We start from the raw sequence: 13,243 nt of genomic DNA on the forward strand, positions 1-13,243 counted from the left end.
GACTCACAGCAGCCCGCGCTCCCGGGCCACCGTGACCGCACCGGTGCGGTTGTCGACACCGAGCTTCTCGTAGGCGTGCACCAGGTGGGTCTTCACGGTGGCCTCGCTGACGAACAGCGCCCTGGCGATCGCCCGGTTGCTCGAGCCGTCGGCCACCAGCCGCAGCACCTCGAGTTCCCGCGGTGTCAGGGTCGGCTCGCTGGGAGCCCGCATCCGGCTGACGAGCCGCTGCGCGAGCCCGCTGGCCAGCACCGTCTCCCCGCGGGCCGCAGCGGCGACGGCATCGGCGATCGCCTCGGGTGAGGCGTCCTTGAGCAGGTAACCCGAGGCACCGGCCTCCACGGCGCGCACGATGTCGGCGTCGTGGTCATAGGTCGTCAGGATCAGCACTGCCGGAGGCCTTGCTGCGCCTAACGTCGTCGGGCCGGTCGCCAGGATGCGGGTGGTCGTCGTGACACCGTCTATCCCGTCACCGAGGTTGAGATCCATCAGGACGACGTCAGGACGCGCCGAGGGCACCAGGGCCAGCGCCTGCTCGCCCGACGCCGCTTCTCCCACGACCTCGACCCGCCCGGTGGCCTCGAGCACGGCCCGCAGACCCGACCGGACCACGGGATGGTCGTCCACCAGCAGCACCCGCACCATGATCGTCCCCTCCCCGCTCCCACTCATGCGCCACCGTCCGGTTGCGGCTGCGTGGCGGGACCGGACACGGACAGAGGCAGGTGCGCACCGAGGACCGTGCCCTCGCCCGGTGTCGACTCGACCACCAGGTCACCGCCGAGGTCACGCAGCCGCTCCCGCATCGAGCGCAGACCGTAGCCGCCGCGCGCCGCTGGGGCCGGCACCGCCTCCCAGGAGCTGACGACGAAACCCCGTCCGTCATCCGCCACGTCCAGGCGCACCTCGTCGCGCCCGCTCGTCAGGGTCACCACGACGTGGTCGGCGCCGGAGTGCTGTCGCACGTTGGCCAGGGCGCTCTGCGCCATCCGGAGCAGGGCGACCTCCTGCGCGGTGGCGAGCGGGGCCTCCCGACCGTCCGCGGTGAAGCGCGCGTCGATCCCGGTCTCCTGCGTCATACCGCCGACGAGCCGCGACAGCGCGGCCGACAGGCCGGCGCCCTCGAGCACCGACGGGGTGAGGGCGCTGACCACGCGCCGCGACTCCTCCAGGTTCTCTGCCGCCGTCGCCTCGATCTGCCGCAGGAGCGTATGCAGCTGGGCCGGGTCATCGCGCTGGGCACCGGCGCGGGACAGCAGCAGGATCGAGGAGAAGCCCTGGGCCAGGGTGTCGTGGATGTCGCGGGACAGGCGGGTGCGCTCAGCCAGCGCGCCACTCTCGCGCTGGGTGCGGGTCAGGTCGTCGTGGAGCACCACCATCTCCTCCTGGGTGGCGACGAGCCGCTCGACGAGCTGCTGCCGCTCGACGGCCTCCCGGGCCAGGAGCTGCTCGCCGCGGGAGGCCGCGAGCGCCACGAGGAGCCCGATCGCCGGGCCGAGGACCGCCCCCGCGGGGTGCGTGCCGAGATCGATCTGGACGCCGATGACCACCGCCAGGACCAGCAGCGAGTAGGCCACGGCCAGAGGGAAGGCCATCAGGTGCACCGACAGCAGCCACAGCGCGAACGCCACCCAGACGAACTCCGGGGACACCAGGACCAGGCCTCCCCACAGCAGGGTGAGCCCGAGCAGCCACCAGGGGCCGGCCCCCGCCGCGACGAACGTGCGGCGCCAGGCCGTCCCCACGACATACCAGGTCGCCGTGAGCAGGACCAGGGGCGCGAGCCACCGCAGGTCGGCGTCCGCGGAGACCGCGCGCACCACACCGATCACCAGCAGCAGGGCGAACAGCGTGTGCCGCCCGACCGCCAACCACCCCGCCACCCCATTTTTGGGGAGGTTTGGACCGCCCTCTGCCCATTTTGAGGGAGGTTCGGACCGGTCCTCGGGCCCGTCTGTGACAGCTCCTACCTCGGTCATGTCACCCCTGCCCACCCGTGCCGACCCGGCGCCGTTCCTCCAGCTCGGGGTCGAGGAAGCGCCCGAGCACGAGCGTCTCCTGGTCGGTGTAGCCCAGCGCCCGGTAGAAACCGAGTACGTCGGGGTTGCCCCGTCGCACCGTGAGCTGGACCTTGGGCGCACCGCGGTCCTGCAGCCACTGCTCGCAGGCCTGCATGAGCAGCCGCCCGACCCCCACCCGGCGGTGCTCCGGACTGACCGCCAGGTAGTAGACCCAGCCACGGTGCCCGTCGTGCCCGACCATCGCGGTGCCGACCAGCCGCCCCGCCTCCACCGCAGCGAGCACCGTGGAGGTCTCCCCGGAGAGCGCCCGGGACAGGTCGGCGCGCGGGTCGTTCCAGGGACGCGTCAGCCCGCACTGCTCCCAGAGCGCGACCGCCCGGTCCGCCTCGCCGCGCTGCAGGTCACGAAGGTCCACGGCACGAGTGTGCACCACCTGACCTCCTCGGCCGTCAGGCCCGGGACCGGTCGGCAGGCGTGCTCGGCCACCAGATCCGCTCCCCGACCAGCGCGAAGACGGCCGGCACCAGCACCGCCCGGACCAGCAGCGTGTCCAACAGGACCCCGACGCCCACGATCAGCCCCAGCTGGCCGAGGGTGACCAGCGGCAGCACCCCGAGCGCGGCGAACACCCCCGCGAGCACGATGCCGGCACTGGTGATGACGGCCCCGGTGTGCGCCACCGCGCGGACCATCCCCGCGCGCGTCCCGTGGGTCATCGCCTCCCTCCGGGCGCGGTGCACGAGGAAGATCGTGTAGTCGATCCCCAGGGCCACGAGGAACAGGAAGGCCAGCAGCGGCACCATCACGTCCAGGGCGGGGAAGTCGAACAGGGTCCTCCCCAGCCAGGCACCGGCGCCGATCGCTGCGGCCGCGCTGGCCACGTTGACCAGCAGCAGGAGCACGGGGGCGAGGACCGAGCGCAGCAGCACCACCAGCACGGCGAGCGCGACGAGCAGGACGAGCGGCGCCACCACGAGGAAGTCGCGGTCGGCCGCACGCGCCTCGTCCAGGGTCTGCGCGTTGGCGCCCCCCACGAGCACGGCACGGTCCTCGACGGGCACGTCGGCGTCGGTCACCGCCGCCCGCACCGTCGTCACGAGCTGCCCGGCGGCAGGGGTCCCCGGAGCGGCCTCGCCGATCACCGTGAACCGCGTCCACTCATCGGTCTGCTCGGGACGGACCCGCACGACGCCGTCGATCGAGTCCAGCTCCGCGGCGACCCAGTCGGCCTCGGCGTCACGGGCGTAGACCTGCAGCGGCGCGGCCTCACCGGCCGGGTAGTGCGCGGCGAGCACCTCCAGCCCGGCCGCCGACTCCGAGGCGACGCGGAACTTCTCCGACTGAGCGAGGCCCACCTGGGTGCCGAGCAGACCAGAGGCGAGTATGCCGAGGGTCAGGACCGCGGCCACGACCACCTGGGTGGGCCGACCGACCACGAAGCGCGCGATGCGCGCCCACACCCCGGTCTCCTGCGGGTCGGGCTGACCGGCGCGCGGGGCGAAGGGCCAGAAGACCCTCCGGCCACAGACCGCGAGGGCGGCCGGCAGCACGATCACGGCCGCCAGGAGAGCCACGAGGAGTCCGGCCGCGGAGGCCAGACCCAGGCCGCGGGTGCCCGGCAGCGTCGCCAGCCCGAGGGTGAGCAGGGCGAGGACGACGGTGAGGTTGCTGGCCAGGATCGCGGGCACCGCGCCGCGCCAGGCCGCGCCCAGGGCCGTGCGGTGGTCGTCGTGGCGGCGCAGCTCCTCGCGGTAGCGGCTGATCAGCAGCAGGGCGTAGTTGGTGCCGGCGCCGAAGACGAGCACGCTGATGATGCCTCCGTCGAAGTGCAGGTCGAAGGTGGTGCCGAGCCACCTGGTGAGGACGCCGGCGACCTGGTCGGCCACCCCGACCACGAGCAGCGGCACGAGGAAGAGCACGGGCGAGCGGTAGGTCCCGATCAGCAGGACCGCCACGATGCCGATGGTCACGAGCAGCAGGGTGAGGTCGGCGCCGTCGAAGCTCGAGGCGATGTCGGCGCCGAACGCCGGGCCGCCCGTCACCTGGGCCTTCAGGCCGGGGACGGCGTGGTCGGCCACCGTGGCCCGCACCGCCTCGACCACCTCGGCGGTGGCCGCGTTGTCCGAGCCGAGGGTGATCGGGGCCGACAGCATCGCGGCCGCGCCGTCCTGCGCCGGGATCACCGGCGACACCTCGTGACCGGTCAGGCCGGCGAGCGCCTCACCCATCGCCGAGGCCGCCTCGAGGTCACCGGCCTCCAGCGGCGCACCGCCGCGGTCCAGGACGACGAGCACGGGCGCGACGTCCCTGCCGGGGAACGTGTCGCCGACCTCGGCCGCCACCGCCGACTCCGCGGAGGCGGGGACCGTGTCACCGCGGGGTGGCGCCTCGGTCGCCCGGAGCGGGCCGAGCACGACAGCACAGACCGCCAGCGCGAGGGCCAGGACGACCCACGCGCCGCGTCGGGAGGTGAGGAACCGCCCGCCCCGAGGACGCTGACCGCTGGGGTCCTGCGGCGTCGGGGTCGGGATCGGGCGTGACTGCTGGGGTGTCGTGAGCTGGGACATCTCTCTCCTGGGATCGTGAGATCCCAGGACACCGCCGATCCGGCGCGCCCACATCGACCGTCCGGTCACACCTCCCCTCAACCGTTCGGTGGAGGTCTGCTCCTTGACCAGCGCACGCACTGCAGCTACCCGCAGGCTCGACCCCGCGCCATACGGACTGGCAGTTCGACGGTCACGGAGCGCACGGCCCCACAAACGTGCAGGTCAGGAGGCCGTCAGGTGGCGCACCCCCGCGAACTGCCAGTGCTTGTGGCGAGAAGCGGGTCAGTGAGCGCCCGGCGCCCACGCCGGCTCGCGGCCGAGCAGCGCCACGAGCTGGTCGACGCGGCTCTCGGAGTCCGTCTCCACCGGCGCCGCGAAGATCCCGGGCACCTCGCCGGCGCCCACGCGCGGCTGCTCGTAGGCCAGGCACTCCTCCACCGCGTCCGCCACCAGGTGCGGGCGCACACCGACCGCACGCGCCAGGTCCCACGCGTGGACGGTGAGGTCGACCAGCATCTGGTGGGCGTACTCGTCCGTGGGGATCGGCCCCATCGAGGTGTGCACGGTGCCGCCCGGGTCGGCCTGCCCCCAGGCCAGGACGGAGGAGGTGATCGCCCGCCGCCAGGCCCCCACAGGGTTGTCGCCGAGCACGTCGCCGTCATAGCGCGAGCCCACCTGCTCAAGCGTCTCGCCGCGCAGCAGGTGCGGCGCCCAGAGGTGCTCGGAGGTGAGGTGACCCAACAGGTCGCGCACGGTCCACCCCTCGCACGGCGTCGGCCGGCCCCACTGCCCCTCCAGCGGCAGCTCGGTCACGACGCGGGAGGACTCCGGGATCAACTCGATCGCTCTGCTCACCTGCGCCAGACTAGGGGGCATGACCGGTCCCAGCGACCGCGGCCCCGACCCGGTGAGCCGGGCGATGGCACAGACCCCGCGCGCCCACTTCCTGCCCCGGTCCGTGCGCCGGTCGGCTGCCCAGGACCGGGCCCTGGAGATCGGCTACGGGTCGACCTGCTCGCAGCCGAGCACGCTCCGGGCCATGCTGCAGTTCCTGGGGGTGCGTCCCGGTGACCGCGTGCTCGACGTGGGCAGCGGCTCGGGCTGGAGCACGGCGATCCTCGCCCTGCTGGTGGGCCCCGAGGGCAGCGTGCTCGGCGTCGAGCTGGAGGAGCCGCTGGTCCGGCGCAGCGCCGACGCCCTGAGCCGTATGCCGAACGCCCGGGTCCGCGTCGCCGTCCCCGGAGTGCTCGGGTCACCTGGGGACGGACCGTTCGACCGGATCCTGGTCTCGGCCGCGACCAGCACGGTGCCGCAGGACCTCGTCGACCAGCTGACGGAGGACGGCGCGATGGTGCTGCCGCTGCGCGGGCGGTTGGTGCGGGTCACCCGCGAGGGTCGTGAGACGGCGCCCGGGCACTATCAGTTCGTGCCGTTGCGCTGAGGGCCGCCACCGGCCGCCACCGGCCGCCACCGCCACGACGTGCAGAAGCGGCCACCCCTGCCCGGTCCTGCACGACCACCCCCGAACCGCCCCCGAGCCGCCACCGCCCGCCACCGCCTGCGACGTGCAAAAGCGGCCACCCCTGCCCGGTCCTGCACGACCACCCCGAGCCGCCCCCGGCCGCCACCGCCCGCCACCGCCCGCCACCGTCTGCGACGTGCTGAAGCGGCCACCCCTGCCCGGTCCTGCACGACCACCCCGAGCCGCCACCGCCCGCCACCGCCCGCCACCGCCTACGACGTGCAAAAGCGGCCAACCCTGCCCGGTCCTGCACGACCCTGGCCCTGGATCGAACGGCGTAAACGACGACATTCTGTGCGGCGTCAGCGGGGGTCGAGCAGGGAGTGGAACTCCGGGTGCCGGTCGAGGTAGCTCTTGACGAACGGGCAGCTGGGGATGACCTTGAGCGTCGGCTTGTCCTCCTGGAGCCGCTCGAGCACGCCGCGCACCAACGTGGAGCCGATGCCCTCGCCCTCGTGGCCGGGGTCGATCACGGTGTGCCTGAGCTCGATGGTGCTGGCGGCGGTGGAGTACTCGATCCGACCCACCATCTCGCCGGCGACCTGCGCCTCGAAGCGCGACTCGGCGGCGTTGTTGACGACGGTGACTTCACTCATGGCGCCACTCTGCCACGGCGGAACGCACCGCGCAGAGAGCGAGGAAGGGGAGGCGGGGACGAGCACCGCGGTCAGGGACGGGGGCAGCGCTCAGGGACGGGGGCACACCGCGGTCAGGGACGGGGGCAGCGCTCAGTCCGCGGCGACGTCGCGCTTGCGCCGCACGTAGAGCTGCTTGCGCACCCTGGCCACGACGGTCCCGTCGGGAGCCAGGACGTCGGTCTCGAACCAGCGCAGCACGCGCGACCCGTCGGCCGCCGCCGCCCGCAGCTCGTCCAGGTGGTCCTCGGTGAGGCGGAACTCGGCCCGCACGGTGGAGCGCCCGGGCGAGACGAAGTCGATCTCGGCGGCCTTGTCCCACACCAGGTAGTCCCGCCCGATGTTGCGCAGCACCAGGAACATCCAGAACGGGTCGGTCATGGAGAACAGCGACCCGCCGAAGTGGGTGCCCACGTAGTTGCGGTTGAGCGCCCGCAGGTGCAGCGCCACCCTGGCGTAGCGGAAGTCCTCGGAGAGCTCCTCGACCCGGATCCCGGCCGCGGCGAACGGCGGCCAGATGTTCAGGCCGTGCCGCAGCACCCGGTGGTTGGCGCCGAGGCTCTGCCAGCTGGGCAACCTCACGCGGTCCCCTCCGTCTCCTTCTGGGGAGCCGGCTCGTCCGGCGACCCGGTGAACATCTTGAGGATGCGCTCGAGCAGCAGCCCGAGCAGCACGCCACCGGTGACCGCGACCGCCATCGCGAGCAACGGGTTGTCGTGCAGCCACTGACCGGCGAGCGTCCCGATCGCGATGGAGTATGCCGCCCAGCTGACGGCGGCGACGGCGTCCAGGACGACGAAGAGCGGCCGGGGGAAGCGGGTGGCGCCGGCGGTGATGTTGACGGCCACGCGGCCGACCGGGATGTAGCGGGCGGCCATGATGATCACGGCCCCGCGCCGGTCGAGCTGGCGTGCGGCCCAGCGCACGGTCCGGTAGATCCGTGGCCGCGGACTGTCCGCCAGCCCGGTGAGCCAGTGCCGGCCCAGCGTGTAGGCGATGTTGTCGCCGATCATCGCGCCGGCCGCGGCCGCGAGGAAGACCCACCACAGGTTGGGGTAACCGACCGAGACGGCCGCCGCGGCCAGCCCCACGACGATCGACTCGCTCGGCAGCGGCGGGAAGAACCCGTCGACGACGCACAGGCCGAAGACCACCCAGAGCACCCACACCGAGCCGGCGTGCGTGCTCACGAAGTCGTTGATCGCCTCGATCATCGGCCCCTCATCTCCCTCGGCCAGTGGAGGTCAAACTAACCGAGTGGGGCGACGGTTCCCCAACCGTTCACAACCAGGTGACGTGCGGCGCCACGAGCGCGTACCCGACGAAGGCGACGATGTCGAGCACCGTGTGGGCGATGACCAGCGGCATCACCCGCCGGGTGCGCGCGTAGACCAGCCCGAGGATCAGCCCCATCACGACATTGCCGACGAAGCCGCCGAAGCCCTGGTAGAGGTGGTAGCTGCCACGGACCAGGGCGCTGGTGACGATGACCGCCGCGGTGGTCCACCCGGCCTGCGCCCACCGGGTGAACAGGTAGCCGACCATGACCACCTCCTCCAGGAGCGCGTTGCCGACTGCGGCGAGCACCAGGACCGGGATGCCCCACCAGATCTCCGGCAGGCCGGCCGCGCTGATCGTGGTGTTCAGCCCCAGCTCGCGCGCACCGAGATACAGCCCCAGTCCGGGCAGCCCGATCAGCGCGGCGAGACCGAGCCCCGCGAGGGTGTCGTGGACCGGTCGGGCCAGGTCGAAGCCGATCCCCCGGTGCGGGCTGGCTCCGAGCGGAGGCAGGTGGTGCGCGAGCAGGAACAGGGCCAGCAGCACCGGCACGAGCGGCAGCAGGATCTCGGCGAGTTGGTAGGCCAGGTCCAGCCACGGCCGGTCGGGCGCGCGCGAGGTGTTCATCGCCGTCGTCTGCCGGTCGAGGGGAACGGGCTCGGTCAGCTTGCGGACCAGCGACAGGAGCGCCCAGACGGCCGAGGCACCCAGGCTCACCCCGAGGACGAGCCACGTCTCGGTGACCAGGCGCCGACGCTCCCCCGGCACCAGGACCGTCACCGGAGCACCTCGACCGCGACGAACCCGAGGAGGCTGAGCACCGTCGCCAGACCCAGGCCCTGCACGAGGTGCCGCCGCTCGTCCAGGGCGAGCCACGTCATACCGACCCAGGCGGGGAGGACCAGGATCGCGAGGAAGCCGGCGGGGGTCAGCACCGCCAGGGAGCCCGCCCCGGCGACGTAGGCCAGGACGGGCGGGACCAGGACCGGCCACCGCAGCCGGGCCGGCACCTCCTCGCCCCGCCGTGACCTGCGGCGCAGTGTCACCTCGGCCCACAGGGACCACCCGACGAGGGCGGCGACGAGCAGACCGGGCAGGAGGGGCATGACCCAAAGGTAACGATTAGGGCACACCTCTGGACAACGGTGACACCGCCCGTGAGACTGCGAGCGCACCCATCCGTCGAGCCAGAGCGGCATGTGTCGATGGCGTGCGGCGAAAATCCCCTCGAGTAAGGACACCCAGTGCGTACTCCTACCCTCGGAAAGCGAGCGCGGATCGCCGCCTTCGCTGCTTCCGCGGTCGTAGTCTCGCCGCTGGCGATCGGCACCATCTCGGCTCAGGCCGACGGTGTCGCCGATCTCCAGCCAGGAGAGACGAAGACCTATATCGTCCAGCTGGCCGACCAGCCACTGGTCGCCTTCGACGGCGGCAACGGCCTCGCGGCCACGGCCCCGAAGGCGGGTGAGAAGGTCGACGTCGACAGTGCAGCCGCGGAGGCCTACACCGACTACCTGGGTGCCCAGCGCTCCGAGGTGCTGAGCACCGTCGGCCTGAGCTCCTCGGACGTCGTCACCACCTATGACACGGCGCTCAACGGCTTCGCGGTCAGGATGAACAACATCGAGGCCGCGCACATGCGCAAGGCCCCCGGTGTCGTCCAGGTGTGGGAGGACGAGATCCGGCACGCCGACACGGTGCAGACCCCCGACTACCTCGGGCTGTCCGGCGAGGGAGGCGTCTGGGAGGAGCAGTTCGGCGGCGTGGAGAACGCCGGCGAGGGCGTCATCGTCGGTGTCATCGACACCGGCATCGACCCGCTCAACCCGAGCTTCGCGGGCGAGGGCTTCGCCCCCGCCCCGGCCGACTGGAACGGCAGCTGTGACGAGGCCGGGACCGACTGGTTCGGGGCCTTCGAGTGCAACGACAAGCTGATCGGCGCCCGCTGGTACGGCGCGGAGTACGGCAACACCGTCATCGAGGGTGAGTACACCTCGGCCCGCGACCGCAACGGTCACGGCTCGCACACCGCCGGCACCTCCGCCGGCAACTTCGACGTGCCCCTGTCCATCATGGGCCACGACCTCGGCTCGGCCTCCGGCATGGCGCCGTCGGCCTACGTCGCGGTCTACAAGGGTCTGTGGATGACCCCCGACGGCAACGGCTCCGGCACCACGGCGGGCCTCGTGCAGGCCATCGACGACGCGGTCGCCGACGGCGTGGACGTCATCAACTACTCGATCTCCGGCTCCAGCACCAGCATCGTGGGCCCGGACGAGGTGGCCTTCCTGTTCGCCGCGGACGCGGGCATCTTCGTCTCGACGTCGGCCGGCAACTCCGGTGACACCGTCGGGGAGTCCTCGGTGGCGCACAACGCCCCGTGGACCACGACCGTCGCGGCCAGCACCCACAACCGTGGCGCAGTCAAGACGGTGACGCTCGGCGAGACCGACGCCGACCCGGTCGACCGCTGGGGCGGTGCGGACCGCTACGAGACCGCCGCGCTGGTCGCGGCCGAGTTCGGTGACAGCGTGGACACCGTCTACATCGCCACCGGCGACGAGTACGCCGACGCCCTCACGGGCTCGCCGTCGGCCGCCCAGGGCCTCGCCCCGGGCGTCGCCCCGTCCGACGCACTCACGCCGGCCCCCGTGCTGCTGTCCCGTCCGGACCACCTGCCCGCCGCCACCAGGGCCTCCCTGGAGACGATCGAGCCGACCAACATCGTGCTGCTGGGCGGCAACAGTGCCGTCAGCGACGAGGTCGCCGAGGAGATCGCCGCCTACGGCACGGTGACCCGTGTGGAGGGTTCCGACCGCTACGAGACGGCCGTGTCCATCGCGGAGATGTACGGCGCGGTCGACCGGATCTACGTCGCCAACGGCGCGGACTTCCCCGACGCCCTGACCGGTGCCGCACTGGCCGGCCACCTGGGTGCGCCCATCGTCCTGACCCAGACGGACAACGTCCCGACCGTGCTCGAGGAGTACCTCGCGACCGAGAACGCCAGCTCCGCCGAGATCGTCGTCATTGGTGGCGAGGGTGCCGTCAGCGCCGACGTCTTCACCGAGCTGGGCGCCTCGGACCGCCTCTCCGGCGGCGACCGTTACGAGACCGCTGTGGCTGTCTCCCAGGCGTTCGGCACGACTGAGCCGGAGGTCACCTTCGTGGCCAGCGGCGAGGCCTTCCCCGACGCCCTGGCCGCCAGTGCCCTGGCGGCGAGCCTGGGCGTGCCGGTCCAGCTGACCCAGCCCACCCACCTGCCCAACGCCGTCGGTGCCGAGCTCACTCGCCTGGCCCCGCAGGGCGCAGTGGTCCTCGGTGGCGAGGCCGCGGTCAGCGCCGGCGTGGAGACCACGGTCGAGGGTCTGCTCACCGCCGGTGACGACGCTCCCACCTACACCGGTGTCGGTGTCGGTGACGGTGTCACCGGCAGCGTCATCGACGCGGCGACCATCCCGGCCGAGGGTGTCACCGCCGAGGACGCCGCGCTGTGCCTGCTCGGCTCGGTGGACGACGCCGCGGCCGCGGGCAACATCGTCCTCTGCACCCGTGGCAGCAACGCCCGCGTGGAGAAGAGCCAGGAGGTCGCCGAGTCCGGCGGCATCGGCATGATCCAGGTCAACAACAACGACCAGGAGTCGCTCAACGCCGACTTCCACCACGTCCCCTCGATCCACCTGAACGGCACCGACGGTGCCGCCGTCAAGGCGTGGGTCGCGGAGAACGACCCGGCGGTCGTCACCATCTCGGCGCAGTCCACCGACCCGGTGAACGCGCCCGAGATGGCCGGCTTCTCCTCCTACGGTCCGGCCCTGGCCGGCAACGGTGACCTGCTCAAGCCGGACATCACCGCTCCGGGTGTCGACGTCGCGGCGGCCTACCACGCCGACCACGAGGACCCCTCGGTGCCGACGTTCAACCAGATCTCCGGCACCTCCATGTCGGCCCCGCACATCGCGGGTCTGGCGGCGCTGATGAAGCAGGAGTTCCCGGACTGGAGCCCGGCCGCCATCAAGTCGGCCATGATGACCACCGCGCGCGACACCATGGACAGTGGCGACCCGATCCAGCGCTCCGGCGCGGACGCGTCCCCGCTCGACTACGGTGCGGGCGAGGTCGTCCCGGGCAAGTCCTACAACCCGGGCCTGGTCTTCGACGCCGGCTTCGACGACTGGCTGCTGTACCTCTGCTCGGTGCACCCCTCGGCCGTCAGTGGCTGCCCGGAGGTCGTTCCGGACGCGAGCGACCTGAACTACCCGAGCATCTCGATCGGTGAGCTCGCGGGTGTCCAGACGGTCACCCGCACGGTCACCGACGTGACCGGCGAGGGTGGCACCTACACCGCTAGGGTGGAGGCGCCCGAGGGCCTGTCGATCACCGTCGAGCCGGCCACCATCGTGGTCCCGGCGGGCGGCGAGGCCTCCTTCGAGGTCACCATCGAGTCGGCGGGCGCCGCGACGGACACCTACCACTTCGCGCAGCTGCGCCTGGTGAACGGTGACGTCGTCGTGGAGAGCCCGATCGCGGTGCAGCCGACCGCTCTGGCGGCACCGGCCGAGATCAGCGGCGACACCGCCGAAGGCTCGGCCGACTACCAGGCCGTGACCGGCTACGCGGGCGTCGTCAACGCCGAGGTCGACGGCCTGGCTGTCGCCGAGGTCCTGCCGACCGAGGTCACCTCGGACGGTCCGGGTGGCGGCGAGTCCATCGCCGACTCGGTCACGGAGATCACCGTCCCGGAGGGCACCCACACCCTGCGGGTCTCGGTGTTCGACGCCGAGACGGACCCGGCCGGGATCGACATCGACATGTACCTCGCCAACAGCGCGGGCCAGGTCATCGCCCAGAGTGCGGTGGGAGGCTCCGACGAGAGCGTCACGCTGCACGACGTCGAGGCCGGGACCTACCTCATCGCGCTCGACTACTGGGACGGTGCCGCGGGCGCGACAGCCACGGTCCCGACCTACGTCTGGGCAGTGGGTGACACCGCGGAGGGCAACCTCACGGTCACCCCGGAGACCGCTCCGGCCACCGTCGGTGGCACGGTCGACTACTCCGTCGCCTGGACCGGCCTGGAGGCCGGCACCCGCTACCTCGGCGCGGTGAACTACTCCAACGGCACGGACCCGGTCGGCAAGACGCTGGTCTCGGTCAACACGCCGTAGTCAGCACCGGTGGTCTGTTGACCACCACCCTGTGACGGGCCCGTCCCCTCCTCGCGAGGGGGCGGGCCCG

12 protein-coding genes are annotated in these 13,243 nt (G+C 72.4%); 2 read left to right on the top strand and 10 right to left on the bottom strand.

Features of this window, described 5'->3' with window-relative positions; all coding sequences use genetic code 11:
- Positions 1-3: 3 nt before the first annotated feature.
- From DA085_RS00935 to DA085_RS00955, 5 genes are all read right to left on the bottom strand, one after another.
- Complete coding sequence (locus tag DA085_RS00935) at positions 4-672, bottom strand: response regulator (RefSeq protein ID WP_272914461.1); 669 nt, start codon at positions 670-672, stop codon at positions 4-6.
- Entirely contained in the window at positions 669-1,883 is a 1,215-nt protein-coding gene (locus tag DA085_RS00940) for a sensor histidine kinase (RefSeq protein ID WP_237565236.1), read from the bottom strand. Before DA085_RS00940 ends, DA085_RS00935 begins: the two co-directional genes overlap by 4 nt.
- A 97-nt stretch (positions 1,884-1,980) precedes the next feature.
- A complete protein-coding gene (locus tag DA085_RS00945; protein WP_237565237.1) occupies positions 1,981-2,436 on the bottom strand; it encodes a GNAT family acetyltransferase in 456 nt (151 codons plus the stop codon).
- Between the two features lie 34 nt (positions 2,437-2,470).
- Positions 2,471-4,588: an MMPL family transporter gene (locus DA085_RS00950; RefSeq protein ID WP_109471055.1), complete on the bottom strand. Its 2,118-nt coding sequence runs from the start codon at positions 4,586-4,588 to the stop codon at positions 2,471-2,473.
- A gap of 264 nt (positions 4,589-4,852) precedes the next feature.
- Positions 4,853-5,425 (bottom strand): TIGR03086 family metal-binding protein, encoded by a 573-nt coding sequence (locus tag DA085_RS00955; RefSeq protein ID WP_202619055.1) that lies wholly within the window; start codon positions 5,423-5,425, stop codon positions 4,853-4,855.
- A gap of 19 nt (positions 5,426-5,444) precedes the next feature.
- Here DA085_RS00955 and DA085_RS00960 point away from each other — a divergent pair, with 19 nt between their 5' ends.
- Positions 5,445-6,011 carry a protein-L-isoaspartate O-methyltransferase family protein gene (locus DA085_RS00960; RefSeq protein WP_109471057.1) on the top strand — a complete coding sequence of 189 codons (567 nt, stop codon included), beginning with the start codon at positions 5,445-5,447 and terminating at the stop codon, positions 6,009-6,011.
- Positions 6,012-6,394: 383 nt separating this feature from the next.
- Here DA085_RS00960 and DA085_RS00965 read toward each other — a convergent pair whose 3' ends face one another.
- From DA085_RS00965 to DA085_RS00985, 5 genes are all read right to left on the bottom strand, one after another.
- The gene (locus DA085_RS00965) at positions 6,395-6,688 is read right to left on the bottom strand and encodes a GNAT family N-acetyltransferase (RefSeq protein ID WP_109471058.1); all 294 of its coding nucleotides are present in this window, start codon (positions 6,686-6,688) and stop codon (positions 6,395-6,397) included.
- Positions 6,689-6,820: 132 nt separating this feature from the next.
- Entirely contained in the window at positions 6,821-7,309 is a 489-nt protein-coding gene (locus DA085_RS00970) for a DUF4442 domain-containing protein (RefSeq protein ID WP_202619056.1), read from the bottom strand.
- A complete protein-coding gene (locus tag DA085_RS00975; RefSeq protein ID WP_237565238.1) occupies positions 7,306-7,941 on the bottom strand; it encodes a DedA family protein in 636 nt (211 codons plus the stop codon). The genes DA085_RS00970 and DA085_RS00975 overlap by 4 nt, the downstream gene beginning before the upstream one ends.
- A 67-nt stretch (positions 7,942-8,008) precedes the next feature.
- Positions 8,009-8,785: a CPBP family intramembrane glutamic endopeptidase gene (locus DA085_RS00980; RefSeq protein ID WP_109471059.1), complete on the bottom strand. Its 777-nt coding sequence runs from the start codon at positions 8,783-8,785 to the stop codon at positions 8,009-8,011.
- Positions 8,782-9,111, bottom strand: coding sequence for a hypothetical protein (locus DA085_RS00985; protein ID WP_109471060.1), 330 nt, complete (start codon positions 9,109-9,111; stop codon positions 8,782-8,784). Before DA085_RS00985 ends, DA085_RS00980 begins: the two co-directional genes overlap by 4 nt.
- 138 nt (positions 9,112-9,249) lie before the next feature.
- Here DA085_RS00985 and DA085_RS00990 point away from each other — a divergent pair, with 138 nt between their 5' ends.
- Positions 9,250-13,173, top strand: coding sequence for a cell wall-binding repeat-containing protein (locus DA085_RS00990; RefSeq protein WP_109471061.1), 3,924 nt, complete (start codon positions 9,250-9,252; stop codon positions 13,171-13,173).
- Positions 13,174-13,243: the final 70 nt, after the last annotated feature.

Origin of the sequence: Ornithinimicrobium cavernae (genome assembly GCF_003121625.1) — a bacterium.
GTDB classification, from domain to species: domain Bacteria; phylum Actinomycetota; class Actinomycetes; order Actinomycetales; family Dermatophilaceae; genus Ornithinicoccus; species Ornithinicoccus cavernae.

Excerpts from the sequence above, each read along its gene's own strand:
- DA085_RS00960 (WP_109471057.1), top strand. The coding sequence starts at position 5,445 with ATGACCGGTCCCAGCGACCGCGGCCCCGACCCGGTGAGCCGGGCGATG.
- DA085_RS00950 (WP_109471055.1), bottom strand. The coding sequence starts at position 4,588 with ATGTCCCAGCTCACGACACCCCAGCAGTCACGCCCGATCCCGACCCCG.
- DA085_RS00985 (WP_109471060.1), bottom strand. The coding sequence starts at position 9,111 with ATGCCCCTCCTGCCCGGTCTGCTCGTCGCCGCCCTCGTCGGGTGGTCC.
- DA085_RS00975 (WP_237565238.1), bottom strand. The coding sequence starts at position 7,941 with ATGATCGAGGCGATCAACGACTTCGTGAGCACGCACGCCGGCTCGGTG.
- DA085_RS00935 (WP_272914461.1), bottom strand. The coding sequence starts at position 672 with ATGAGTGGGAGCGGGGAGGGGACGATCATGGTGCGGGTGCTGCTGGTG.
- DA085_RS00965 (WP_109471058.1), bottom strand. The coding sequence starts at position 6,688 with ATGAGTGAAGTCACCGTCGTCAACAACGCCGCCGAGTCGCGCTTCGAG.